Origin of the sequence: Amycolatopsis sp. NPDC049253 (assembly GCF_040678995.1) — a bacterium.
GTDB lineage: Bacteria > Actinomycetota > Actinomycetes > Mycobacteriales > Pseudonocardiaceae > Amycolatopsis.
Genome location: NZ_JBFAQX010000010.1, coordinates 162,217 through 186,624, shown reverse-complemented (window position 1 = coordinate 186,624; position 24,408 = coordinate 162,217). Strand labels below are relative to the sequence as shown.

Annotated in this window: 20 protein-coding genes; 12 read left to right on the top strand and 8 right to left on the bottom strand. The window is 68.5% G+C overall.

Translation table 11 applies throughout. The features are described from left to right. The first annotated feature begins 88 nt into the window (after window positions 1-88). The gene (locus AB0K15_RS23915) at window positions 89-1,933 is read left to right on the top strand and encodes an acyl-CoA dehydrogenase (RefSeq protein WP_364054320.1); all 1,845 of its coding nucleotides are present in this window, start codon (window positions 89-91) and stop codon (window positions 1,931-1,933) included. 213 nt (window positions 1,934-2,146) lie between these two features. Then, window positions 2,147-2,422 carry a GlsB/YeaQ/YmgE family stress response membrane protein gene (locus AB0K15_RS23910; RefSeq protein WP_364054317.1) on the top strand — a complete coding sequence of 92 codons (276 nt, stop codon included), beginning with the start codon at window positions 2,147-2,149 and terminating at the stop codon, window positions 2,420-2,422. 76 nt (window positions 2,423-2,498) lie between these two features. On the opposite strand, the gene AB0K15_RS23905 is transcribed toward AB0K15_RS23910, so the two are convergent. The 3 genes from AB0K15_RS23905 to AB0K15_RS23895 are packed head-to-tail and all read right to left on the bottom strand — an operon-like array spanning window position 2,499 to window position 6,533. After that, complete coding sequence (locus AB0K15_RS23905) at window positions 2,499-4,331, bottom strand: VanW family protein (RefSeq protein WP_364054314.1); 1,833 nt, start codon at window positions 4,329-4,331, stop codon at window positions 2,499-2,501. Window positions 4,332-4,354: 23 nt separating this feature from the next. Then, window positions 4,355-4,648 carry a co-chaperone GroES gene (locus AB0K15_RS23900; protein WP_360598303.1) on the bottom strand — a complete coding sequence of 98 codons (294 nt, stop codon included), beginning with the start codon at window positions 4,646-4,648 and terminating at the stop codon, window positions 4,355-4,357. Between the two features lie 40 nt (window positions 4,649-4,688). Further along, on the bottom strand, window positions 4,689-6,533 hold the full coding sequence (locus AB0K15_RS23895) for an NHL domain-containing thioredoxin family protein (protein WP_364054311.1): 1,845 nt from the start codon (window positions 6,531-6,533) through the stop codon (window positions 4,689-4,691). A gap of 152 nt (window positions 6,534-6,685) precedes the next feature. Between AB0K15_RS23895 and AB0K15_RS23890 the strand changes: the two genes are divergently transcribed. After that, a complete protein-coding gene (locus AB0K15_RS23890) occupies window positions 6,686-7,252 on the top strand; it encodes a hypothetical protein (RefSeq protein ID WP_364054308.1) in 567 nt (188 codons plus the stop codon). A gap of 9 nt (window positions 7,253-7,261) precedes the next feature. On the opposite strand, the gene AB0K15_RS23885 is transcribed toward AB0K15_RS23890, so the two are convergent. After that, a complete protein-coding gene (locus AB0K15_RS23885; protein ID WP_364054305.1) occupies window positions 7,262-9,562 on the bottom strand; it encodes an oxidoreductase in 2,301 nt (766 codons plus the stop codon). A gap of 314 nt (window positions 9,563-9,876) precedes the next feature. Here AB0K15_RS23885 and AB0K15_RS23880 point away from each other — a divergent pair, with 314 nt between their 5' ends. The 4 genes from AB0K15_RS23880 (at window position 9,877) to AB0K15_RS23865 (ending at window position 13,239) form a co-directional block, all read left to right on the top strand. Beyond that, entirely contained in the window at window positions 9,877-10,380 is a 504-nt protein-coding gene (locus AB0K15_RS23880; RefSeq protein WP_364054302.1) for a hypothetical protein, read from the top strand. A 24-nt stretch (window positions 10,381-10,404) separates the two neighbouring features. Next, complete coding sequence (locus AB0K15_RS23875) at window positions 10,405-10,974, top strand: DUF3558 domain-containing protein (protein WP_364054299.1); 570 nt, start codon at window positions 10,405-10,407, stop codon at window positions 10,972-10,974. 6 nt (window positions 10,975-10,980) lie between these two features. Beyond that, window positions 10,981-12,231, top strand: a complete 1,251-nt coding sequence (locus tag AB0K15_RS23870; RefSeq protein WP_364054296.1) for a hypothetical protein — start codon at window positions 10,981-10,983, stop codon at window positions 12,229-12,231. A 261-nt stretch (window positions 12,232-12,492) separates the two neighbouring features. Continuing rightward, a complete protein-coding gene (locus tag AB0K15_RS23865) occupies window positions 12,493-13,239 on the top strand; it encodes an ESX secretion-associated protein EspG (protein WP_364054293.1) in 747 nt (248 codons plus the stop codon). Window positions 13,240-13,308: 69 nt separating this feature from the next. On the opposite strand, the gene AB0K15_RS23860 is transcribed toward AB0K15_RS23865, so the two are convergent. The 4 genes from AB0K15_RS23860 to AB0K15_RS23845 all read right to left on the bottom strand — a co-directional run bounded on the left by AB0K15_RS23860 (window position 13,309) and on the right by AB0K15_RS23845 (window position 17,676). Continuing rightward, a complete protein-coding gene (locus tag AB0K15_RS23860; protein ID WP_364054290.1) occupies window positions 13,309-14,082 on the bottom strand; it encodes an amino acid ABC transporter ATP-binding protein in 774 nt (257 codons plus the stop codon). Next, window positions 14,079-15,044, bottom strand: a complete 966-nt coding sequence (locus AB0K15_RS23855; RefSeq protein ID WP_364054287.1) for an amino acid ABC transporter permease — start codon at window positions 15,042-15,044, stop codon at window positions 14,079-14,081. The genes AB0K15_RS23860 and AB0K15_RS23855 overlap by 4 nt, the downstream gene beginning before the upstream one ends. A gap of 24 nt (window positions 15,045-15,068) precedes the next feature. Next, window positions 15,069-16,010 (bottom strand): ABC transporter substrate-binding protein, encoded by a 942-nt coding sequence (locus tag AB0K15_RS23850; RefSeq protein WP_364054284.1) that lies wholly within the window; start codon window positions 16,008-16,010, stop codon window positions 15,069-15,071. Between the two features lie 235 nt (window positions 16,011-16,245). After that, on the bottom strand, window positions 16,246-17,676 hold the full coding sequence (locus tag AB0K15_RS23845) for a M20/M25/M40 family metallo-hydrolase (RefSeq protein WP_364054281.1): 1,431 nt from the start codon (window positions 17,674-17,676) through the stop codon (window positions 16,246-16,248). 351 nt (window positions 17,677-18,027) lie between these two features. Between AB0K15_RS23845 and pdhA the strand changes: the two genes are divergently transcribed. The 5 genes from pdhA (at window position 18,028) to AB0K15_RS23820 (ending at window position 24,406) form a co-directional block, all read left to right on the top strand. Next, window positions 18,028-19,257, top strand: coding sequence for a pyruvate dehydrogenase (acetyl-transferring) E1 component subunit alpha (pdhA, locus tag AB0K15_RS23840; protein WP_364054278.1), 1,230 nt, complete (start codon window positions 18,028-18,030; stop codon window positions 19,255-19,257). Further along, window positions 19,257-20,249, top strand: a complete 993-nt coding sequence (locus tag AB0K15_RS23835) for an alpha-ketoacid dehydrogenase subunit beta (protein WP_364054275.1) — start codon at window positions 19,257-19,259, stop codon at window positions 20,247-20,249. Before pdhA ends, AB0K15_RS23835 begins: the two co-directional genes overlap by 1 nt. A gap of 16 nt (window positions 20,250-20,265) precedes the next feature. Then, window positions 20,266-21,609 carry a dihydrolipoamide acetyltransferase family protein gene (locus tag AB0K15_RS23830; RefSeq protein ID WP_364054272.1) on the top strand — a complete coding sequence of 448 codons (1,344 nt, stop codon included), beginning with the start codon at window positions 20,266-20,268 and terminating at the stop codon, window positions 21,607-21,609. Window positions 21,610-21,890: 281 nt separating this feature from the next. Further along, complete coding sequence (locus tag AB0K15_RS23825; protein ID WP_364054678.1) at window positions 21,891-22,457, top strand: TetR/AcrR family transcriptional regulator; 567 nt, start codon at window positions 21,891-21,893, stop codon at window positions 22,455-22,457. Between the two features lie 62 nt (window positions 22,458-22,519). Beyond that, the gene (locus tag AB0K15_RS23820) at window positions 22,520-24,406 is read left to right on the top strand and encodes an ABC transporter ATP-binding protein (protein WP_364054269.1); all 1,887 of its coding nucleotides are present in this window, start codon (window positions 22,520-22,522) and stop codon (window positions 24,404-24,406) included. Window positions 24,407-24,408 lie beyond the last annotated feature (2 nt).

Sequence of the window (24,408 nt, the reverse complement as noted above, 5' to 3'; positions counted from 1 at the left end):
AGTTACTCGTAGGTAATATCCTGAAGTTACCGGCGAGTAAGGGAACATGTGCCCGGCCGGAAAGCCGAACACGACACGGAGTGACGACATGGGCCACTACAAGAGCAACGTCCGAGACCTGGAGTTCAACCTCTTCGAGGTACTCGGCGTGCAGGACCGCCTTGGCAAGGGCGTGCTGGCCGAGTCGGACGAGGAGACCGCGCGCGGCGTGCTCTCGGAGCTGAACAAGCTCGCCACCGGCCCGCTCGCCGAGTCCTACGCCGACGCGGACCGCAACCCGCCGGTGTACGACCCCAAGACCTTCAGCGTGAAGATCCCCGAGTCGTTCAAGAAGAGCTACAAGCAGCTCCTGGACGGCGAGTGGTGGCGCCTCGGCCTCACCAACGACCTCGGCGGCTTCGGCCTGCCCCCCACGGTGCAGTGGGCCGCGTCCGAGCTGATCCTCGGCGCCAACGCCCCGCTGTTCATGTACATGGCGGGCCCGAACTTCGCCATGATCGTGAACAACAACGGCACCGAAGAGCAGAAGCGCTGGGCGCAGCTCATGATCGACCGCCAGTGGGGCGCCACGATGGTGCTGACCGAGCCCGACGCGGGCTCCGACGTCGGCGCCGGCCGCACCAAGGCCGTCAAGCAGGAGGACGGCTCCTGGCACATCGACGGCGTGAAGCGGTTCATCACCTCCGCCGAGCACGACATGAGCGAAAACATCATGCATCTCGTGCTGGCGCGCCCGGAGGGCCCCGGCATCGAGACCAAGCCGGGCACCAAGGGCCTGTCGCTGTTCCTCGTGCCGAAGTTCCACTTCGACTCCGAGACCGGTGAGCTGGGCGAGCGCAACGGCGCCTTCGTGACCAACGTCGAGCACAAGATGGGCATCAAGGCGTCCACCACGTGCGAGCTGACCTTCGGCCAGCACGGCACCCCGGCCAAGGGCTGGCTGCTCGGCGAGGTGCACAACGGCATCGCGCAGATGTTCCAGGTCATCGAGTACGCGCGGATGATGGTGGGCACCAAGGCCATCGCCACCCTGTCGACCGGCTACCTCAACGCGCGCGACTACGCCAAGGAGCGCGTGCAGGGCGCCGACCTGCCGAACATGCTCAACAAGACCGCCCCGCGCGTCACCATCACGCACCACCCGGACGTGCGCCGTTCGCTGATGCTGCAGAAGGCGTACGCGGAGGGCCTGCGCGCCGTCTACCTGTACACGGCGTCGTTCCAGGACCAGCTGTGGACGCAGGACGGCGATGAGGCGTCGCTGAAGCTGGCGCACGGCATCAACGACCTGCTGCTGCCGGTCGTCAAGGGTGTCGGCTCCGAGCGCGCCACCGAGCAGCTCGTGCAGTCGCTCCAGACGCTCGGCGGGTCCGGCTTCCTGCAGGACTACCCGATCGAGCAGTACATCCGCGACGCGAAGATCGACTCGCTGTACGAGGGCACCACGGCCATCCAGTCGCTCGACTTCTTCTTCCGGAAGATCGTGCGAGACAAGGGCCAGGCGCTCGCGTTCGTCGCCGGCGAGATCACGAAGTTCATCGAGTCCGAAGCCGGCAACGGCCGCCTCAAGAACGAGCGCGCGCTGCTCAAGCAGGCCCAGGAAGACGCGCAGGCCATGCTCGGCGCGATGATCGGCTACCTCACCGCTTCGCAGGAAGACCCGCAGAGCATCAACAAGGTCGGCCAGCACACCGTGCGGCTGCTGATGTCGATGGGCGACCTGCTGGTGGGCTGGCAGCTGCTCAAGCAGGCCGAGGTCGCCATCGCCAAGCTCGACGCGGGCGCGTCGGCCAAGGACGTGCCCTTCTACGAGGGCAAGGTGGCCGTGGCGTCGTTCTTCGCGAAGTCCGTGCTGCCGGAGCTGTCCGCGCGCCGCACCATCGTCGAAGGCGCCGACAACGCGCTGATGGAGCTGGACGAAGCGGCGTTCTGAGCCTCCTCGTTTCCCCTGCGGACGCCCCCGGCCGATCTCGGTCCGGGGGCGTCCGTGTTTCTTTCGGGTGACTTCACCTGCTGCGAATGGCCGTGACCGGGCAAGCGGGGGGTGTAATCAGGACTGCCGCAGGTTTCGGCCGCCCGCCGCAGGGGCACTCCGGGACCAAGTCCGCGGCAGGACCGCGGACCCCATCAGGCATGAGGAGTGACGATGACTATTGCAGGCATCATCAGTGCCGTCGTGATCGGTTTGATCCTCGGCCTGCTGGGCCGACTGGTCGTGCCCGGCAAGCAATCGATCCCGCTCTGGCTCACCATCATCGTGGGTATCATCGCGGCCTTCATCGGCACCGCGATCGCTCGCGGCATCGGTTACGCCAACACCGACGGCATCGACTGGCTCGAGATCATCACCCAGGTGGTGCTCGCCGCGATCGGCGTGACGCTGGCCGCGAACCTCTACGGCAGGCGCAGCGTCAACAGGTAGCCTTGATCCACTATGGACGGCCCGGCCCCGCTCAGGCGGCGCCGGGCCGTTCTTTGTGGACTGCCGACGCAGTTGGTCAGCAGATCACGATCGGCTGCGGCGAGTACGTGGTGTTGCGCGTCTCCTCGCGGACTTCGTTGCCCGTGGCCACGTCGTGGAACACGCGGGTGTCGGACACGGTGAAGCCCGGCGCGCCCATCGAGGAGTGACACGCGCCGTCGGGCCCGGGTCCGAACTGGACGGTCGGCGAGACCTCGTTCGACGTCCCGCCGGTGCGGCCCTCGACGAGGTAGTGCTTCGTGCCCCAGATCCGCACGGTGACGGAATCCCCGCTGACGCTGGCCTGGATCGCGAAGCCCGTGTCGTCGTTGTCGGTGATCTTCAGCTCCACCGGGTTTCCCGCGTCGTCGATGGCTTTCGCGTCGCGGCCCGCGGGGTAGCGGTCGAGGTAGTGGTCGTGGGCGAGGTGGCCGCCGTCGCCGAGGCCGGCCAGGTAAGCCGCGTTGTACAAAGTGGACGCGAGCTGCGAAACCCCGCCGCCCACCACGGAAGGACCGGTGCCGTCCTCGTTCACGGGCGCGCTGACGTAGCCGCCGGCCGCGGTCCGCGCTCCCGAGCGGGCGCCGAGGCTGAACGTGTCGCCGGGTTTCACGATGGCGCCGGAGACGCGGGCGGCGAGCGTGCTGATGTTCGTGGCCGCGGGGCCGGAGAAGCCGCTCGTGGTGAACTCGCCGATCACCTCCTTGATGCCCAGCGCGTTGGCGGCGTCGGTGGACAGGCTCGGCTTCGTGGCGTCGTAGGCCACCGGCAGGTCACGGCCGGCCGGCTTGGCGAGCACGGCGGTGAGCGGCTTGAAAGTGTTGGCCCAGTTGATCTTCCGCGCGTCTTCGGACGGGTTGACGGTCGGTGCGCCCGAGGTGAACACGATCTCCGCGTTGCGCCCGTCGGTTTCGGTCGACGCGAGGTCGGATGCCACGGCCTGCTGCAGCTTGCCCTGGTCGATGCGCAGCTCTAGCGAACCGCCGTCGCGCGGTGCGAACTGGAACGACGCCGCGATGGCCGCCGGCTTCAGCGCGACGTCCTTGCCCTGCCCGTGCAGCACCACCGGCGCGGCGACGGCGGGGGCCACGACCTGGTCGAGCAGCGCGTGGACGCCTTTCGACGTGGTTTTCGCCGGCGTCACGGCCATCTGGAGCGTGACACCGCCGGGCGCGAGCCAGTCGTTCGCCACGGTCTGCGCGGCCGCGCGCACGTCGGTGAGCTCCTGGCCCTGGCGTGGCTCCACGGGGTACGCCGTGACGGCGCCGTCGTCGCCCGGCTGGAAGCCGATGCTGCCCTCGACCAGCGGGTGGTTGAGCTTGTCCGTCGCGAGGGTGCCCAGCGCCTGCGCCACCTGCTCCTGGTCCGAACGCGTGACCACGCCGACGTCGCGCGTGGTGAAGAACGACAGGAGCCGCGTGATCGGACTCAGCGGCTGGTGCCCGGCCTGCGCGAGCGTGCCCGGCCAGTCGAGGCCGAGGCCGGACTCCGAGGGCACCATCGACGTCGTGACGTCGCCCGCGTGCAGGGTCACCGGCTGCGTGAGCCGCGGCTGCAGGTCCGTGCGCAGCTTCGCTTCGGCCTCGGCGTGGGAGAGGCCGCCGACGTCGACGCCCGCCACGAGCACCCCGCGCGGCACGTCGCCGGCGCTGGTGACGAGGTCGATCGCGTACAGCAGCACGAACAGACCCAGCGCGCAGCCGACGATCATGAACATGCGCGCGACGCTTTTGCGCAGGCGCCGCTGCGGCGTCTCCGGCAGGGGCGGCCCGTCGACGACGGCGAAGATCTCGGTGGCGAGGTCGTCGTCTTCGCGCTCCGGCAGCAGGTCGTCGATGAAGAGGTCCTGCGAGGTCTCGTCTTCGCGCACGCCTGCCCTCCCGTGGCCGGGAGCTACAGGTAGAGCCCCGTGCCGTGTTCGGTCCGCTCGGTGGCGACGGCGTGGATGTCCCGTTCGCGCAGCACGAAGTGGCCCTCACCCTGGATCTCGACCTCGAGCTGGTCCTCCGGGTTGAAGAGCACGCGATCGCCCTGCTTGACGTTGCGCACGCTGTTGCCGACGCCCAGTACATCACCCCAGGCGAGTCTGCGGGCCACCTGCGCGGTCGCGGGGATCACGATTCCGCCGCTGCTGCGGCGCTCGCCCTCCTCCGGCGACAGGCGCACGAGCACGCGGTCCTGCAGCATCTGGATCTGGAGCTTGGGCTTGTCGGGCACGTCCGCAATGCTACTGACCGGGTGACGCCGCCTTCGGTTCACCCGCCATGACCAGGCTGAGCGTGCGCTCACCACCGCTCTCGAAGCGCACCGGCACACCCCAGTCCTGCCGCGTGATGCGGCACGCGGGGTGCTCACCGCCCTCGTCACAGCTGGCCGCCTGGGCGACGACCTGCAGCACGCCTTCCGTTACGCCGTCGGCGAACCGGATGCGCCGGGTGAGGTCGGTGCCGATGCCGGCGCCGTCGGCGAGCAGCTCCGGCGGCGACGCGCTGACCTCCAGCCGCGTGGACGGCCCGTAGCGGTCGTCGAGCTTCTCACCCGGCGGCGGCGTGAAGACCACGGCGAACTCGACGTCGCCGGTCGCGAGCACGGTCGGCGGCCGCCGGACGGCGTTCTTCTCGCCGGCCACGGTCGTGACCTGGGCTCCGACCGGCGCGAGGCGGTTGCCGGCCGACTCGACGACGAACAGCTCACCGTCGTGCAGCAGCAGGCCCTGCGGCTCGGCGAGCCCGGTGGCGAGCGTGGTGACCTCGCGCGTGAACGGGTCGTAGCGGCGCACGGCACCGTTGTAGGTGTCGGCGATCGCGATGCGGTCGCCGGGCAGCACGGCCAGGCCCAGCGGGTGCTGCAGCAGCGCTTCGTCGGCCGGGCCGTCGGCGTGGCCGAAGGAGAACAGGTCGGTGCCGACGGCGGTGTGCACGGTGAACGTCTCACCCTCGGGCTCGATCCAGCGCAGCGCCGAGGTTTCCGCGTCGGCGAGCCACAGCTTGTCGCCGTCGGGCGCGAGGCCGGAGGTCTGCGCGAAGAACGCTTCGCTCACTTCGCCGTCTCGCAGGCCTTCGACCGTGGTGCCCGCGAAGCGGCGGATGACGCCGGAGATCGGGTCGAAGACGCTGAGCGTGTGGTTGCCGGCCATGGCGACCACGACGCCGCCGGCGGGCGCCCACCACGCGACGTCCCACGGGCTCGTGAGGTCGGTGTCGAGGGCCTTGCCGGTGTCCGTGCCGTTGCGCCACTGGTTGCCGGTGCCGGCGACGGTGGTGACCTCACCGGTGTTGAGGTCGAGGCCGCGCAGCCGGTGACCCGCGGTGTCGGCGACGACGGCGTGGTAGCCGGCGCGCTGGGCGACGTCGTTGGGCAGCAGCGCGATGCCCGAGGGCTCGGTGAAGCTGGCGAGGTCGAACGGCCCGTCCTGCGCGCCACGCTCGCCGCTGCCGAAGCGGCGGATCACGGTCTCGCCGTCGGACGCGAACTCGACCACGGAGTGGTGCCCGGTGTCGGCGACGAGGACGCGGCCCTCCGCCGTGGCGACGGCCTTGCTCGGGAAGCGCAGCTCCGTCTGCTGCTCTTCGACCGGCACGTACGGGTTGCCGCCGCGGCGCAGGGTGCCCTTCGCGGCGTGCTTGGTCACGAGGTCCGCGACAACGCGTCTCAGCGCTTCGCCGTGCCCCTCACCGGCGGCGACGTGCACGACGTAACCCTCGGGGTCGACGATCACGAGCGTCGGCCACGCGCGCACGGCGTACTGCGACCACAGCTCCATCTTCGGGTCGTTCACCACGGGGTGGTGCACCTCGTAGCGGCGCACGGCCGCCTCGATCGACGCGCGCTCGCCCTCGTGCAGGAACTTCGGCGAGTGCACCCCGACGGTGACCAGGACGTCGCCGAACTCTTCCTCGAGCGGGCGCAGCTCGTCGAGCACGTGCAGGCAGTTGACGCAGCCACTGGTCCAGAAGTCGAGCAGCACGATCCGCCCGCGCAACTCCGCGAGGGAGAGTCGCCTGCCGCCGGTGTTGAGCCAGACGTCGCCGGTCAGTTCGGGTGCGCGTACTCGCGCCTGTGCGGAACTCACGCGACGAGTGAACTACACGTGACAGCGGTGTGTTCCGTCAACCACGGTCTGAGAGAAGAACCTCACCCCGCCGAGGGAGGGTTGTTGTCCGGCCGTCAAGGCGACGGAAAAGGACGCGCGAGGCCGCATGGGCGGTACGTACGCTTCTTCGTATGTCACACGTCCAGCAAGTCCTCACCGTGGAGGAGGCCCGCTTGCTGCAGGAAAGCCTCGGGGAGCCCCTGCGCCCGGGCTTGTCGGAAGCCGAGCTCACCGACGTCGAAGCCCAGTTCGGCTTCCGGTTCTCCCTGGACCACCGCGTGTTCCTCACCGCGGGGGTGCCGGTGGGCGACAGGTGGCCCGATTGGCTGCACGGCAACCCCGACCACCTGCGCAAACGCCTCGACTGGCCCGTCGACGGGCTGCTCTACGCGGTCGAGCACACCGGTTTTTGGCAAGCTTCTTGGGGCGTGCGGCCTCGCGTTCTGTCGAACGCGCTGGCGTGCGCCCAGCGATGTCTCGCCGCCGTGCCACAGCTGGTGCCGGTGTGCGGGCACGCTTATCTGCCGGGTATCGCGGCCGCGTCGGGGTATCCGGTGCTGTCCGTTTACCACGCTGACGTGGCGGTTCGCGGCTGGGACCTGCGCGGCTACCTGCGGCACGAGTTCGGTGGCGAACCGTTGGCCGAGGAGCCGGCCGACGCGCGTGAGGTCGCGTTCTGGTCGGGGTTGTCCGAATGAGGTCTGTCTTCAGCTGTCGCGGCGCACCATGCGGCCGAAGCCGGCCGCGACGGTCGTCGCGAGGAGCCAGCCGGAGACGGTGAAGCCGGCGGCCACCCAGTTGTCCGCGCCGTGCATGTACCAGCGCGACTTGTTGCCGAAGTCGACGATCGGCACCAGCAGGTCGGCCGTGTAGATCACCGGGTTCCACTGCAGCCCGGTGTCCTGCTGGTTGACCAGGCAGCGCGGCCCGCTCACGGCGTAGCGGCCGGGGTTCTGGACGCAGTCGTCGCTGCCGAGGCCGAACCACAGGCTGCCGAGCACCAGCAGCGTCAGCAGCCAGCCGAGCGCGCGGACGGGCCGGTAGCCGTAGCCGACCATCGAGCGTTGCAGGAAGCTCCACAGCCGCACGCCGGGGCCGAAGATCTTGAACCCCTTCGCCAGCGCGTCGTAGCGGAACTGCTGTTTGCGCAGGCCGACCGTCGAGGCGTGTTCTTCGTTGCCGGCCGCGCGCAGGGTCGCGGCGAGCTGGTCGTAGGGGCCAGGCCTGTAGCCGCGCATCGCCTTGCTCAGCAGTGCGATGCGGTGATCGAGGGCGCGGTCGTCGTCGAGGGGGATGCCGCGTTTCAGGGCGTCGTACCGGAAGTCGTCGAGCTCGATGCCGTCCGCGGCGGCCCAGAACTCCTCCGTGTCACCGAGGGTCCCGCAGTGCGCGCGGCGCAGCACGACCCGTCCCGCGGGCGGCGAGCGGAAGCCGAAGAGGAACTCGTCGGCCGTCACGTCGCTCGCGTCGAGCGCGATCCCGTGCGACGGAAGGGATCCGAGCTGCGCGCCGCCGAGCTCGAGGCGGCGTGCGATCTGGGCGCCGTCGAGGTTGACGCCGCCCTCCGCGACGAACGCGCGGTCCTTGTTCTCCGTCAGCACGAGGTCACGGCCGATGCGCGCGGTCCGCACGTCCAGCGAAAAGCTCGACGACGTCCGCTGCCCTGGTTCGGTGAGCTTGCTGCCGTAGAGGTTCACGCTGCCGCCCACCTCGACGCCCTGCAGGCGCACCGTGCCCTGCAACGTCGCGTCGGTGAGCTGGAAGTTTCCCGCGATCTTGGCGCGGCGCGCGGAGAACACGTCGCGGCCGGGATGCAGGAACATCGAGTTCCACGCGAGGAAGTTGCCGCCGATCTGCACGTCGGCCATGCGCAGCTGGCCCACGGGCACACGCAGGCTGGTGGCCTCGACGTCCCCGCCGATCGACGACCCGTCGAGGTGCAGCGCGCGGTCGTAGTACGGCGTCGCGCGGCCGCGCGCCATCTTGATCTCCGCGCCGGCCAGCCTGAGCGAGCCGCCGATGCGCGCGTTGACCATGCGCAGCGTGCCGACCGCCTGCAGCCCGTCGGACAGCTCCAGGTTGCCGTCGACCTTCAGCCGGTCGGCGACGAGCGCGGGCCGCGGGTCGAGGTACGGGTCGTTCGACTTCCACGCGTCCACGGCCACCGGCCCGCTTTGGTCCACGGTGAGTTTCGCTTCCCGCAGCACGATGTCACTGTCCACAGTGGCGCTCGGGAAGTACATGATCCCCCTGGCGGAGAACCGTTTCCGCTCGGCCGCCGGACCGTAATTGTCCACTTCACACAGCAGGCTGCCGCCGATGTGGATGCCGTTGCCGTTGAACGCGAAGCCCTCGGGGTTGTCGAACGTGGCGCCGGAGAAGTTCACATTGCCGCCCGTGCGCATACCCGGCACGCGCACCTCGCCGCGCGCCACCATGCGGTACGCGAGCAGCGCGCCCGTGATCACGAGCCGGTCGGCCTGGATCGCCTTGCCGTGGGGGTGCTTGATGGTCGTGCGCGTGAGCACGACCGAACCCTCGATCACGGCGTCGGTGAGGTTCACGGCGGCGTTCGGCATGCCGCGCTCGCGATCGTCGCCGCGCATGATCGTCGTCTCGGGCACCTCGCTGTCCTCCGGCCCGACCTCCACGACACTCCGGATCAGCCGGACATCGTTGCGGCTCCTGAGGTTGCGCGCCTTCAACCCCGGCAACCAGCACTTCCGGAAGACCAGCCCGAGCACGTTCGCCTCGCGCACATCGGGCGGAAACTCGAACCGGCACCGCTCGAAGCGGAACAGGTACCCCGACTCGGCGGCCCGCAGGTCGAACGTCCCGGTGATGTACGCGTCCTCGACCTGCACGATCGGCGCGTTGGTCGCCTGCCTGCGCCACCTGAGAATCCCGCCCGTGCCGGGTTTCAGCAGGTCCGCGGCCTTCACCTCGTACCTCTTGTCGGGCACCCCGGCAAACGGATCCAGCGGCGGCAACGTCGTGTCGGTCGGCACGTGCCCCCTTCGTCGCCGCGGTGTCGGGTCCCAGCGAATCGGAACCCGCGCAGGGGCGCAAGCGGCCTAACGGAGTAGCCCGGACGGCTGTGGTCAGGGTGTTTACCGGTTGCTTACCGATGATCACCGACTGTATTGCTCGTGGCCTGCGCTCACACGCTTTTTCAACGCCGGACGAGCTTCGAAGCCTCGCCGGGTGATCTTGTGGGAACCGATTCTGCGGGTGCGTCGTCCCTGTTAAGGTCACTTGCTGGAGCTGAAGCTGAACAGAGGGTAGGCCGCACCATAACGCGGCCCGTGCGGGGAGGCACGACATGCCAGACGGACAACAGGGCGGGCTGCAGGGCGTTTACAACGAGAGCCTGACACCGGGACAGGCACCACCCGCCAACTCGGGGTTGCTGCCAGGCTCGAACGCGGCACCGCCACCTGCCCAGCCGCCGGACTACAAGGCGCTCGGCGCCGGACAGGCCAAGGCCGACTTCGCCGCCGCGTCCGGCAACGGCAGCTGGGAGTTCGATCCCGAGGCGATGGACAAGGTGATCACCCAGCTCGAAGACAGCCTTGATGGTGACTACGCCGAGGCACGTCGGCACGCGGCAAAGCTGATGCAGATCCCCTCACCCGGATCCGAAGTCGGAAGTCAGGGGTACGTCCAAACCGCCAGTGCTTCCGGCGCTGCCTATAACCAATTCCTGAAGGGCGCAACGGATTTCGTCAGCGCGTACGTCAAAACACTGAAGGATATTCGCACCGCCTATCAGAATAACGACGAGCAAACCAAAGAACAGCTACGTAATTTCGGAAAGGCCCTGTAGATGCGAGCCCGCAGTTCGGCAGTCGTGTTGATCGCCGCAGCACTGACCTCAGCGGCATGCAGCGGCGGATCAACCTCCGGTACGCCCTCTCCTTCACCGTCGGCCAACTCGACAGCACCGCAGAGCCTGGCGCCCAAAATCACTGAGCCGATCACTGACACGTCCTCTATTGAGGCGGACCCGTGCTCGGCAGTGCCGGTCGCCGTTGTCGAAAGCGCCGGTGGCAAGGTGAAGAAGACCGCCGTCGACGACTCGGACTTGGGCAAAGACTGCGCCTGGACCTTCGATGGCACCGGCAACGTCAGCGGCGGACTGGTCACTGCGAACAAGGACGGATTGAACGGTCTGTACATCCAGCACGCTCGTGGCGCGCTGACGACCTTCAAGCCGCAGCCGTCCATCCAGGGCTACCCGGCGGTGGTATATGACAACGGTGGCGAAGGCCTAGGCGCATGCAACCTCGCAGTCGGGATTCGCGACGACGTCACGTACACGGTGATCACCCAGCTTCGAGACGGCAATCCGGCCCTCCAAGACCCGTGCTCCATGGCTACAGCGCTGGCATCCGCCGCGATCACACACCTCAAAGGCTGATTGATCATGACCTACAGCGGCTGGGAGATTTACACCTACATCCACAATCCTGGGCAAACAGAGCCTCTGGACAACGCCCGAGACGCGTCCGGCTCGCTCAAGACAATCCACGAAAACATCGTGCGCACGTTGACTTCGGGGCAGAGTGCGCTCAACGAGTTCTGGCACGGCAAAGCGGCCGACACAGGCACTGCGGGCCTCACGCCCTTGATCCAAGGTTCTCAAATCGCCAGCGAAAACCTGGACCGGGCAAGCCGTTCCATGCAAGAACAATCTGACGCGTTTCGCCACGTCCGCGACAACGCGAAGAATGTGTCCAAGGACAGGGCCAACGACAACACGCCTGAAGACTGGTTCTCGATCGGAGCGAGTGACGACGAGAAGGCGGCCGCCCAGTTCGACGCCGATACCAAGTTCAACGTCGAGCTGTACGAACCGTACTACCAGAGCACTCAGCCACGCCGGACGACTCTCGCACCGGACTATCCGGCGGCGCACGACCCCAACGTCTCCGCCGGCGGAATCACCCCTGATCAGGTCACTCCCGTAACGTCCAGCGGCCCCCACAGCTCGGGTAGCGGTAGCCACTCGTCCGGACACTCCGGCGGCTACACCCCGGGCCCGTCTACCTACTCCGCGCCTCCTGGAGCGGCCGGCTACCACGCCCCGCCCCCGCCAGGGCACTCGACGGCCGGCGTGAGCACGCCGGCGGCGAATGACAGCACGAGTGCCGCGTTTGCGGGGCCGACGCAGACCCTGGGTGGACCTGGATCGCCGTCATGGCAGGGCCCCGGAGGAACAGGGATCAACGGACCCGGCGGTGCCAACAACAGCGGCTTCGGTCCCGGATTCGGGCCCATCGGTGGTTTCGGTGGCGAAGTCGGCGGCGGTGGCGGCTTCGGACCGGGCGGCAGCCGAGGCGGTTTCGGCCCCGGCGGCGGTGGCAGCGGCTTCGGGCCCGGCGGTGCGGCGGGCGGCGGCGCGGCCGGCATGGGCCGCGGCGTCGGCGCGGGGGCGGGTACCGGGGCCGGCGCGCTGGGCGAAGGTGCGGGCGCCGCGCGGACCGGGGGGATGGGGGCGGCGGGCGCCAAGGGTCAGCCCGGTATGGGTGGCATGGGTGCCGGCGGTGCGAAGGGCGGTAAGGGGCCCGAAGACGAGGAGCACCAGCGCAAGATCCTCCTGTCCGAAGAGGACCCGGATTCCATCTTCGGCGGGTACGACGGTGACAAGCCCACCCCGCCGGTGATCGGGGCGTAGGAAAGCGCCACGGGTCCCCTACCGGGGCGGGTGATCTTGGGGGAAGCGCCCTTCGGGGTGGTTGAACCCTGTTAAAGTCACCTAGCGAAGCGGGACCTGAACAGAGGGTAGGCCGCACCCCAGCTGGAGCGGCCCGTGCGGGGAGGCACGGCAGCGATGCCAGACGGACGAAATGGCGCCAATCGAACGGCTGCTTTCCGATGGCGAGCAACAATTCCGTCGATGCCGGCTGCCGAAGTCTGACAAAGGGGGAGTGGGAAAGTGCTGCGCAAGCCGGTGGAGTTGAGCCTGCAGACGTACGAAGTGCTGCTGGAGCGGCTCAACCTCGGCGACATCCACCCGACGCTCGTGCGTGGGGCGTTGTGGTACTCGCCGGACGAGCGGAAGCAGCTGGCGGCCGACACGGACGCCGAGCTGAACCAGCGGGGGCTGACCCGCGGCGGCCGGCTGGACGACGACTTCGTCGAGGTGCTGCAACTGCTGCAGCGCCCGGGGGTCGAGTACTACTCGTGGGTGAAGTCGGACAAGGGTGAGCGCACCGTGCGGGCCGCGGCGAGTGGGCGGGACGCGGTGACCGTGGTGACGGTCGACCAAGTGCTGTACATCGCGCCCTGTTCGGCGGAGGCGTTGGCGCGGGAGTTCGCGTTGCTGCTGCCCGAGGCGCCGCCGGCGCGGATCGCGTCGTTGAATTGCTCCGACGCGGATTTCAATGCGATCAAGAGCGGCGTGATCCCGAGCAAAACGAGCCCGAGTATTCGGGATGCCAAGCAGGTGGTGCAGTGGCTGCGCGCGCCGAAGACGTATTTCGGGCGGCTGTACGTCGCGATCAGGGACAGCCCGGGAAAGCGCTTGCGGAATGAGAACCCGCCGGGGTGGATCGACACGGAGCAGGGGCGGATCCTGTTCGGGGTGGACAAGTCCGGGTGGATCAGCCTGGCCGGCGCGGGGCCGCAGGACCTCGTGAAAAAGGTGCAGCAGCTGGAGAACGAGCTGCGCAGCGGACGCTGAGGTCCCCGCGCACTGCCCCTGAACAGCAGTGTGGCCGCCTCCCCGCGGGGAAGCGGCCACACCGGCGAATCAGGCGTTCGGGCTCAGGACCCGGGCCAGGAATTCCTTCGTGCGCTGGTGTCGCGGGTCGCCGATTACCTGGGCCGGCGGGCCCTGCTCGACGACCACGCCGCCGTCCATGAAGAGGACCTTGTCGGCCACTTCGCGGGCGAACTGCATTTCGTGGGTCACCACGACCATGGTCATGCCGTCTTTGGCGAGTTGGCGCATGACGCCCAGGACGTCGCCGACGAGTTCCGGGTCCAGGGCGGACGTGGGCTCGTCGAAAAGCATCAGTTTGGGCTGCATGGCCAACGCGCGGGCGATGGCGACACGTTGTTGCTGGCCGCCGGACAGCTGGGCCGGGTAAGAGTCCGCTTTGTCCGCCAGGCCGACGCGATCGAGGAGTTCCAGGGCGCGCCGGCGAACCTCGGAGCGGGGTTCGCGGCGGACCTGGACCGGGGCCTCCATGACGTTCTCGAGCGCGGTCATGTGAGGGAAGAGGTTGAAGCGCTGGAACACCATGCCGATGTCCTTGCGCTGGAACGCGACCTCTTTTTCCCGCAGTTCGTGGAGCTTGTCTCCTCGCTGCCGGTAGCCCACCAGTACGCCGTCGACGTACAGCCGGCCGGCGTCGATTTTCTCCAGGTGGTTGATGCACCGGAGGAGGGTGGATTTGCCGGAACCGGACGGGCCGATCAGGCAGAGAACCTCGCGTTCGTGAACTTCGAGATCGATGCCTTTCAGCACATCCAGTGAACCGAAGCTCTTGCAGATCTTCTGCGCGGAAACAACGGGGGTCATCCGACACCACCTGCGCCCTGGCCGCCGCCGCCCTGGCCGAACCGGAATCCGAGCATTCGGGAACCCCACTTGTTCTTTTCGGCGATCGAACGCGAAGAGCCTCGCGCGAAGTGGCGTTCGATGAAGTACTGGGCGACAGTGAGAATCGACGTCATGATCAGGTACCAGATCACCGCCACCAACAGCAGCGGAATGGTCTTGAAGTTCTGCGCGTAGATGGTCTGCACCGCGACCATCAGCTCGAAGTACCCGATCACGACCACCAGCGACGTGGTCTTGAGCATCGAGATCGTCTCGTTGCCCGTCGGCGGGATGATCACACGCATCGCCTGGGGAAGGATGATGCGCCGCAACGTGGTCGTGCGCTTCATCCCCAGGGCCGACGATGCTTCGAGCTGGCCGGAGTCGATCGACTGGATGCCACCGCGCACGATCTCCGCCATGTACGCGGCTTCGTTCAGCCCGAGGCCGAGCAGCGAAGCCGTGAACTGGTTGATGAGCGTGTTGGTGTCCCACGAAACGAACTCCGGACCGAACGGAATGCCGAGGCCCAGCCGCGGGTACGCGAACGCCAGGAAGTTCCAGAACACCAGCTGCGTGATCAGCGGGGTACCGCGGAACAACCAGACGTAGATCCCCGCGGCACCCTTCATGAGCGGGTTCGGCGACAGGCGCATCACGGCGAGCAGTACACCGCCGACGATGCCGATGAGCATCGAGATCACCGTCAGGATCAACGTGTTCTGCAGACCGCGCAGCACGCGGTCGTTGAACATGTAGTCCCAGACGGTCGGCCAGTCCAAGTTGACGTTGGTGACGACGCTGCGGATGACGATGAACGCCAGGAAAAGGATGATCACCCCGGCCACCCAGCGCCCGTAGTGGCGCACTGGGACGGCCTTGATGGGTGTGGTGTCGGCCGGCGCCTCCACGGTCGGAGGGGCGTCGAAGTTACTGGGCACGAGAACTGCGTCCTATCTACGGCTTCAGGAAGCCGGGTTGATCTCCGACGTGGTCACGGCGCCCGCGCCGGACAGGCCCCACTTGTCGAGGATCTTCTTGTACGTGCCGTCGTCGATCAGCGCCTGCACGGCCTGCTGCACTGCCTTCGTGTAGTCGCCGCTGTCCTTCTTGAGCACGATGCCGTAGGGCGCGGTGTCGTACGGCGCGCCGAGGACCTCGAGCTGCCCACCGGTCTGCTTCACGGCGTAGTCGATCACCGGGGAGTCGGCGAGCTCGCCCTGCACGCGCTTGGCCGTCAGCGCCAGGTTGACGTCCGTCTGGGCCTGCAGCTGCGTGACGTCGATGGCCGGCTTGCCCGCCTTGGTGCAGGCGTCGGAGCGCGTCTGCAGGTCGTCGACCTGCGTGGTGCCCTTCTGCACGCCCATCTTCTTGCCGCACAGGTCGTCGAGGTTCAGGCCGTCCGGGTTGCCCTTCAGGACGGCAAGCGACGTGCCGGCCTTGTAGTAGCTGACCATGTCGACCGTCTGGAGCCGCTCGGGGTTGATGCTGAACGACGACATCGCGAGCTCGTACTTGCCGGCCTGGATGCCGGGGATGATGCCGTCGAAGGCGGCGTTCTGGAACTCCATCTTGAGCCCCAGCTTCTGCCCGATCGCGGTGCCGAGGTCGACGTCGAAACCGGTGACCTTGCCGCTCTCGTCCTGGAACTCGTTGGGCGGGTAGCTCTGGTCCTGACCGACCAGGATCTTGCCGTCGCTGGTGACCGAAGCCGGCACCATCGCGGCGAGTTTGTCGTCCTTGGCCACGGCCGGGATGTCCGACGAGCCCCCAGGAGCCGCAGCCAACGGGCTGCCGCTCCCCGCATCGCCCGCGCCACTGCCGCCCGCGCCGCAGGCCATGGTCAGGCCGACCAGCGCGAAAGCCGGGAGAAGGGCGAGCGCCTTCATCTGGTGTCCTCGGGCCACTTCGTCACTCCTCGTAGTTCTCAACTGTCGAGAGCACGCATATTGCCACTCGTTAGCGGGTTAGCACAGCACCTGTACGTTACGGCGCAGTTTCACCCTATGCAGTCGTGACTCCCGGTGTCAGCTGAGACGCGAACAGTGTGTGGTCCAAACCACAGCACGTCTACAGTGGAGCACCCGCGGTTGGCAAAGTCCCGGCACCAGCCAACCGGCGCCGGGACTTTTCACCGCGACCTCAGCTGCGCGCGTGCGCGTCCAGGATGTGCGCGACGGCCTCCGTGACCTGCTGCGCGTAGTCCAGGTTCAGCCACTCGTCCGGCACGTGGATGTTGGAATCCGCGCCGCACGCGCCCGTGACCAGGAACTGCGCCTGCGGGTACTTCTCGCCGAGCAGGCCCATGAACGGGATCGACCCGCCCATGCCGGCGGCGCGGTGGGGACGGCCGAACACCTCGTCGCTGACGCGGCGCAGCGCCGCCGAGAGCCACGGGGCTTCCTCGGGCGCGTTCCAGCCGTTCTCGGCCTGCGCGTCGTCGTGGATGGTCACCGAAGCGCCGTACGGCACGTCCGTGGTCAGCGCGCGCTTCACGGCTTCGAGAGCAGGCGCCGCCTCGGCCGTGGGCGGCAGGCGAAAGCTCAGCGTGAGCGTGGTGCTCTCGCGCAGCACGTTGCCGGCGTTCGCGGGCAGCGGGAAGCCGTCGGCGCCGATGATCGACAACGTGGGCCGCCAGTAGTTGTTCAGCAGCAGCTCCAGCGCGTCTTCCGACATCGTCCGACCGCCGCTGACCAGCGGGAACGCGGTCCGCAGCTTCTCGGGCGCCACCTCGGCCACGGCCTCGATCTCGGCCAGGCGGCTCGCCGGCACCTCGACGTTCAGCTCCGCGAGCTTGATCTCGCCCGTCTCGCCGCTCTCGATGCGCTCCAGCAGCTGCCGCAGCACGCGGAACGACGAAGCGACCACGCCGCTGGCCAGGCCGGAGTGCTGCGCCGTCGCCAGCAGCTGCACGGTGACGGTGAGGTGCAGCATGCCGCGCAGGCTCGTCGTCAGCCACAGCCGCTCGTAGTCCATGCCGCCGGCGTCGAGGCAGACGACGAGGCCGACCTCGCCGAGCCGCTCCGAAAGGTGCTCGACGTATGCGGGCAGGTCGGGGCTGCCCGACTCCTCACCCGTCTCCAGGAGCAGCACGGTGTGTGCGTGCTCGCCGCCGGCCGCGCGCACGGCCTCCAGCGCGGACACGGCCGCGTACCCGGAGTAGCCGTCGTCGACGGAGCCACGGCCGTAGAGGCGGCCGTCGCGGATCACCGGCGTCCACGGGCCCAGGCCCTCGGACCAGCCGCCGACCGGGGGCTGCTTGTCGAGGTGGCCGTACATCAGCACGGTCGGCTTGTCCGTGGCGCCCGCGGTGGCGGGCACGTCCACGAACAGCAGCGGGGAACGCCCCTCGAGCTGCACGACCTCGATCGACACGCCCGGCAGGTCACGCCCGGCGATGAACGTCTTCACGTGTTCGACGGCCGCGGCGAGGTGACCGCTCGCGGCCCAGTCCGCGTCGAACGCCGGGGACAATGCCGGGATCGCGACGAGACCGGACAGGCTCGGCACGACCTCGTTGATCCACGTCGAGACGACGGTTTCACGTACGGATTTCTGTTCCACGCCGGCCATCCTGCCATGGTGACCGACCTCACGACCGCGGTCGAGGTCGTGAGGTCGACACCCGGACGCGACCGGTGCCCGCCCGGTGACGCCTGGTGGGCAGCGGTGCGGATTCCCGATCATCGTCCGTCCCATACTCGGATCTCCCAACGTTTTGCCTGTTCAGGCGCCCGGATCTCAGCAACAAATCAGCATCCGCGGCTCACCATCGCGGCGGGCTTCGTGCCAGGATGGCGGCGAGAACCGTCAACGCCGACGGTGGCCAGGCGCCCCGAATCCGGGGCGCAGGTCCCCGCCGGTGCAGTCGCTGTGGCCGCCACAAGCGGCCACCGCGGCACCGACACCGAGGAGATACAGCGCATGCCGTCCGAACAGTGGACGCACCCGGAACCTGGAGACGGGCCCGCCGCCGTAGCGGCCAAGCCCTCGCCCGAACAGGTGATCGCGGGTCTGCGAGCAACGAGCGAAGGTGGCGCTGAGCTGACTCAGCTGCTCACCCCCGAAGGTCAGCGAATCCCGTCGCCGCAGTTCGACAAGTACGTCACCGACGTCGACGACGAGGTGCTGCGGAACCTGTACCGCGACATGGTGCTGGTGCGCCGCGCCGACCGCGAGGCCAACGCGATGCAGCGCCAGGGGCAGCTGGGGATCTGGGTCCCGCTGCTGGGCCAGGAGGCCGCGCAGATCGGCTCCGGCCGCGCGCTGAAGCCCACCGACATGGCGTTCCCGAGCTACCGCGAGCACGGCGTCGCGTACACGCGCGGCGTGGACCTGCGTGAGCTGCTCGGCATCTTCCGGTGCACGGACCAGGGCGGCTGGGACTTCGCCGCCCACCGCTTCCACCCCTACACGATCGTCATCGGCAACCAGGTCCTCAACGCGGCTGGTTACGCGATGGGGCAGAAGTTCGAAGGCAGGGTTGGAAACACAGACGGGGACGGCAATCCTTCTGACACCGACGAAGCCACCATCTGCTACTTCGGCGACGGCGCCACTTCGCAGGGCGACGTGCACGAAGGCTTCGTGTGGGCCGCCGTCTACGACGCGCCGCTCGTCTTCTTCTGCCAGAACAACCAGTGGGCCATCTCCGAGCCGACCGAGCGCCAGTCGCGCCTGCCGCTGTACCAGCGCGCCCGCGGCTACGGCTTCCCCGGCATCCGCGTGGACGGCAACGACGTGCTCGCCTGCCTCGCCGTCACCCGGTGGGCGCTGGAGGAGTGCCGGCATGGCAACGGCCCGGTGCTGATCGAGGCCTTCACCTACCGGATGGACGCCCACACCACCACCGACGACCCCACCCGCTACCGGCTCTCCGACGAGCTGGAGGAGTGGAAGCTCAAGGACCCGATCGAGCGCGTGCGGGCCTACCTCGCGCGTGGCGGCGGCGCGGACCACGGCTTCTTCGACCAGGTGCAGGCCGAAGCCGACGAGTTCGCGACGCAGCTTCGCGACTACACGTTCAACATGCCGGAGCCGCCGCCCGAGCGGATCTTCGCCAACGTCTACGCCGAGCCGTCGCCGGTTCTCGACGCGGAGCGGGAAGAGTTCCTGTCCTACTTGGACGGTTTCGCCACGGCGGGTGAGCACTGATGGCCGACCTGCAGAAGCTCACGATCGGCAAGGCCATCAACCTCGGCCTGCGCCGCGCGATGGAAGAGGACCCGAAGGTCCTGATCATGGGCGAGGACGTCGGCAAGCTCGGCGGCGTCTTCCGCATCACCGACGGCCTGCAGAAGGACTTCGGCGAGCAGCGCGTGCTCGACACGCCGCTGGCCGAGTCGGGCATCATCGGCACCGCCGTGGGCCTGGCCGTGCGCGGGTTCCGGCCCGTGTGCGAGATCCAGTTCGAGGGGTTCATCTTCCCCGGGTTCGACCAGATCTCGTCGCAGCTGGCAAAGCTGCACTACCGCACGCAGGGCAAGATCAAGATGCCCGTGGTGATCCGCGTGCCGTTCGGCGGCGGGATCGGCGCGGTGGAGCACCACTCGGAGTCGCCCGAGTCGCTGTTCTCGCACATCGCCGGCCTCAAGGTCGTCTCGATCTCCAACGCGGTCGACGCCTACTGGGGCATCCAGGAGGCCATCCGCTCCGACGACCCGATCCTCTTCTTCGAGCCCAAGAAGCTCTACCACTCGGGCGCGCTGAAGATGGAGGTCGACACCGACACCTCGCCGGGCCGCGTGTTCGGCTCGCGCGTGGTGCGCGAGGGGACCACCGCGACCGTCGTCGCCTATGGTCCGTCGGTGAAGGTGGCGCTCGACGCCGCAGCGGCCGCCGAGGACGAGGGCAAGTCGCTCGAGGTCATCGACCTGCGCACGCTCTCGCCGCTCGACCTGGGTCCGGTGTTCGAGTCGGTGCGCAAGACCGGCCGGCTGATCGCCGTGAGCGAGGCCCCGTCCGAGTCGTCGCTGACCTCCGAGATCGCGGCCCGCGTGCAGCAGGAGTGCTTCTACTCCCTGGAGTCGCCCGTCCTGCGCGTCGCCGGTTTCGACACGCCGTACCCGCCGGCCAAGCTCGAGGAGCACTACCTCCCCGACCTGGACCGGGTGCTGCACGCCGTCGACCGCTCGCTGAACTGGTAAGGGGGAACGCACTGAAATGCCTGAGTACAAACAGTTCCCCCTGTCGGACACGGCAGAGGGGCTGACCGAGGCCGACATCCTCGCCTGGCACGTGAAGCCGGGCGACGCGGTCACGGTCAACCAGATCGTGATCGAGGTCGAGACCGCCAAGGCCGCTGTCGAGCTGCCGATCCCGTGGGCCGGGGTGATCACCGAGCTGCTCGTCGAGGTGGGCCAGACGGTCGAGGTCGGGGCTCCGTTGCTGACGCTGGACGTCGATCCCGACGGGAAGGCGGCGCCTGCTGCTGCGCCTGCCGAGGCCGCGGCTCCGGCCGAGGAGGAGATGAAGCCGCTGGTCGGCTACGGCTCCAAGGCGGTGGAGACGAAGCGGCGGGCGCGTAAGGCTGCTCCGGCAGCCGCGGTGGCCGTTGCCGCTTCGCCGGCTCCTGCGCCTGTTGCCGCTGCGCCGGCTCCTGCTCCCGCGGCTCCCGCCGGTGGTTACGTGCCGCTGGCCAAGCCGCCGGTGCGCAAGCTCGCCAAGGACCTCGGCATCGACCTCCACGCGCTCACCGGCACCGCCGACGGCGGCGTCATCACGCGTGAAGACGTCGAGCGCGCGGCCAACGGCTCGGCTCCGGCAGCTGCCGTGGCGTCCACTGTGGACACCACTTACGACGCCGCCACCCGCGAGCGTCGCGTGCCGATCAAGGGCGTCCGCAAGGCCACCGCGGCCGCGATGGTCCAGAGCGCCTACACGGCACCGCACGTCACGGAGTTCCTGACCGTCGACGTCACGCCGATGATGGAGCTGCGCGAGAAGCTCAAGTCCTCGCGTGAGTTCAGCGGCGTGAAGCTGACGCCGCTCGCGTTCGCCGCCAAGGCCGTGTGCCTCGCGGCGAAGCGCACACCCGACGTCAACGCGGTGTGGGACGAGGCGGCGCAGGAGATCGTCTACAAGGACTACGTGCACCTGGGCATCGCCGCGGCGACCCCGCGCGGGCTCGTGGTGCCGAAGATCTTCGACGCCGACGCGATGTCGCTCAAGCAGCTGGCCGTCGCGCTGACCGAGCTCACCGACGTCGCGCGTGAGGGCAAGACCACGCCCGCGGCGATGGCGAACGGCACGTTCACGATCACCAACGTCGGCGTCTTCGGCGTCGACACCGGCACGCCCATCATCAACCCGGGCGAGTCGGCGATCCTCGCGGTCGGCGCGATCCGCGACACGCCGTGGGTCGTGGACGGCGAGATCAAGGTCCGCAAGGTGATGCAGCTGTCGCTGAGCTTCGACCACCGCGTGGTCGACGGCCAGCAGGGCTCGGAGTTCCTCGCCGACGTCGGCGCGCTGCTCGCCGACCCGGCGGTGGCGATCACGTACTGATCCGTTCCGGCACGGTTGCGGCCCGGTGGTTTCCGGGCCGCAACCCGTTCACCGGTTCCTGCGCCACAGCCCGCGCAGGAACCCACCCCTCGCTTCGATCGCCACCGGCGGACAGGACCTCACGCGCCTGGCGCAGGCGTTCCGCGGTCGGCTCGTCGAACGGCTTGCCGCGATCCGGCGTCCCTACACCGACGGCACGTCGGATCGCGTTACCGAGTTGACGGAGTGAGCACTCACTCCGTAGCTTGGTCCGCATGGAGACGAGGAAACGTGCGCCGGGGATGGCACCCGACGACCGCCGCCGGATGATCGTGCGCGCGGTGCTCCCGCTGGTCGTGGAACACGGCCGGGGGGTCACCACCGCGCAGATCGCCCGGGCGGCCGGCATCGGCGAGGGCACCATCTTCCGCGTGTTCACCGACAAGGACGAGCTGTTCGACGCGTGCGTGGAAGCCGCGCTCGACCCGGGGGAGGCGTTGGAGATGATCGGAGAGATCCCGAGTGATCTGCCGTTGGAGCGGCGGCTCCTGGAAGCCGTCGACGCACTGACCGCGCACCTGCAGCGGATCGGTGCCGTGATGGGCGCGGTCCGGGCCGGCCGGACGCGCCCGGAGGAGGCGCGCAACCGCAAGTCGGTGACCGGCGACAGCCGGCGCGAGTCGTTCGAGGCGATGCACCGCGCCGTCCGCGAGCTGTTCGTCCCGGACGCCGACCGCTTGCGGCTGCCGGTGAACAAGGCCGCGGCCATGTTCCTCTCGATGCTGTTCACGCAGAGCCGGGCGATGCCCGGTTCGCCGGAGACCACCGAGCTGATCGACGTCTTCCTGCACGGCGCGGTGTCCGCGTGATCCCAGGCGGATTCCTCCCGGGCGGACGGCCCGGAGGCCGGGGACGCAGACCGGCACAGACGGTGCCCGACAGCGGCCTGACCGGTCCCGTCGACATTCCGGAATCCCCGCAGCCGGACCAGCCCAAAGACCTGAAGTCGCGGTTCAACCGGATGAAGACGTCGGTCTCCGGCACTGTCCGCGGCCTGCCGAAGGTCACGCGGCTGACGTGGCAGGCCAGCCCGACGCTCACCATCCTGCTGGCACTGGTCACGCTGCTGTCCGGCCTGCTGCCAACGGCCACGGCGTACATCGCGAAGCTGCTGCTGGACGCCGTGGTCGCGGCCATCCAGCACCAGGGCTCGATCGGCGACATCGTGCGGATCACAATGTTCCAGTTCGGCGTGCTGGCCGCGACGGCGATCAGCAGCGCGATCACGTCGATCGCGCAGACCCTGCTGCAGGAACGCATGACGCTGACCATTCGCCACCAGGTCATGGACCACGCGAGCAAGCTGCAGCTGGCGTACTTCGAGGGTTCGACGTCCTACGACATGCTGCGCCAGGCCGCGCAGGAGGCGCCCACGCGGCCGTTGTCGATGATGAACTCGGCACTGGGGCTGGTGCGCACGGCGATCACGTTCTCGAGCATGATCGCGCTGCTGGTGTCGATCAGTCCGTTGCTGGCGCTGGTGGCGCTGCTCGCGCCGATCCCGGCGTTCATCTCGCAGTCGAAATACGGGTCGCGCGCGTTCTGGCTGACGTTCCTGATGTCGCCGATCAAGCGGCGGATGGACTACCTGTCTTCGCTGGTCACCACGGACACGTATGCCAAGGAGACGAAGCTGTTCGGCCTCGGGCCGTACTTCGTGGAGCGGTTCCGGCGGCTCGGCGTGGTGTCGTACGAGCGGCAACGGCGGCTGACGGTTCGCCGCAACGTGAGCTCGACGTCGTGGGGGCTGCTGTCGACGCTGGCCGGCTCGGCGATCGCGTTGTACATCGCGCTGGAGGCCGTCGGCGGGCGCCTGACGCTGGGCGACCTGGCGCTGTACACGGCCGCGGCGACGTCGGTGCAGGCTTCGGTGTCGGGACTGTTCACGGCGTTTTCGGGAATGTACGAGAACAATCTGTACCTGGACACGTTGTACCGGTTCTTGGACACCTCGCCGGAGATCGTGGCGCCTGCGTCGCCACTGCCGCTACCGTCCACTGTGGAGGGACATATCCGCTTCGAGTCGGTGAGCTTCACCTACCCGGGCGCCGAGGAACCGGCACTGGACGGGGTTTCGTTCGAGATTCGGCCGGGCGAGACGGTGGCCGTGGTCGGCCGCAACGGCGCGGGCAAGTCGACGTTGTTCAAGCTGTTGTGCCGGCTCTACGACCCGACCGACGGCCGCATCCTGCTCGACGGCGTGGACATCCGCTCGTACGACCCGGACGAGCTGCGCACCCAGATCAGCGCGATGTTCCAGGACTACGTGACGTACCAAGGCACCGCGGCGGAGAACATCGGCCTGGGCGACCTCCACCGGCTGGAAGACCGCCCCCACATCGAGGACTCCGCCCGCCGCGCCGGCGCCGACGAACGCATCGAACGCCTGCCGTCCGGCTACGACTCGCCGTTGGGCCGCTGGTTCGACCAGGGCGTCTCGCTGTCCGGCGGGGAGTGGCAGAAGATCGCCCTCGCCCGCGCGTTCCAGCGCGAGGCCCCGATCCTGATCCTCGACGAACCCACGTCCGCACTCGACGCCCAAGCCGAACACGACCTGTTCACCCGGCTGCGGTCGTTGGCCGCCGGCCGCACGACGCTGTACATCTCGCACCGGTTCTCCACGGTCCGCCAGGCCGAACGGATTTTGCTGCTGGACCACGGCAAGGTCGCCGAGTACGGCACGCACGAGGAGCTGATGGCGGCTCAGGCGGGATACGCCGAACTGTTCACCTTGCAGGCGCAGGCCTATCTAGTGTGACG

Excerpts from the sequence above, each read along its gene's own strand:
- AB0K15_RS23915 (WP_364054320.1), top strand. The coding sequence starts at position 89 with ATGGGCCACTACAAGAGCAACGTCCGAGACCTGGAGTTCAACCTCTTC.
- AB0K15_RS23910 (WP_364054317.1), top strand. The coding sequence starts at position 2,147 with ATGACTATTGCAGGCATCATCAGTGCCGTCGTGATCGGTTTGATCCTC.
- AB0K15_RS23900 (WP_360598303.1), bottom strand. The coding sequence starts at position 4,648 with ATGCTGCAGGACCGCGTGCTCGTGCGCCTGTCGCCGGAGGAGGGCGAG.
- AB0K15_RS23890 (WP_364054308.1), top strand. The coding sequence starts at position 6,686 with ATGTCACACGTCCAGCAAGTCCTCACCGTGGAGGAGGCCCGCTTGCTG.
- AB0K15_RS23880 (WP_364054302.1), top strand. The coding sequence starts at position 9,877 with ATGCCAGACGGACAACAGGGCGGGCTGCAGGGCGTTTACAACGAGAGC.
- AB0K15_RS23870 (WP_364054296.1), top strand. The coding sequence starts at position 10,981 with ATGACCTACAGCGGCTGGGAGATTTACACCTACATCCACAATCCTGGG.
- AB0K15_RS23860 (WP_364054290.1), bottom strand. The coding sequence starts at position 14,082 with ATGACCCCCGTTGTTTCCGCGCAGAAGATCTGCAAGAGCTTCGGTTCA.
- AB0K15_RS23845 (WP_364054281.1), bottom strand. The coding sequence starts at position 17,676 with ATGGCCGGCGTGGAACAGAAATCCGTACGTGAAACCGTCGTCTCGACG.
- pdhA (WP_364054278.1), top strand. The coding sequence starts at position 18,028 with ATGCCGTCCGAACAGTGGACGCACCCGGAACCTGGAGACGGGCCCGCC.
- AB0K15_RS23835 (WP_364054275.1), top strand. The coding sequence starts at position 19,257 with ATGGCCGACCTGCAGAAGCTCACGATCGGCAAGGCCATCAACCTCGGC.
- AB0K15_RS23830 (WP_364054272.1), top strand. The coding sequence starts at position 20,266 with ATGCCTGAGTACAAACAGTTCCCCCTGTCGGACACGGCAGAGGGGCTG.
- AB0K15_RS23825 (WP_364054678.1), top strand. The coding sequence starts at position 21,891 with ATGGCACCCGACGACCGCCGCCGGATGATCGTGCGCGCGGTGCTCCCG.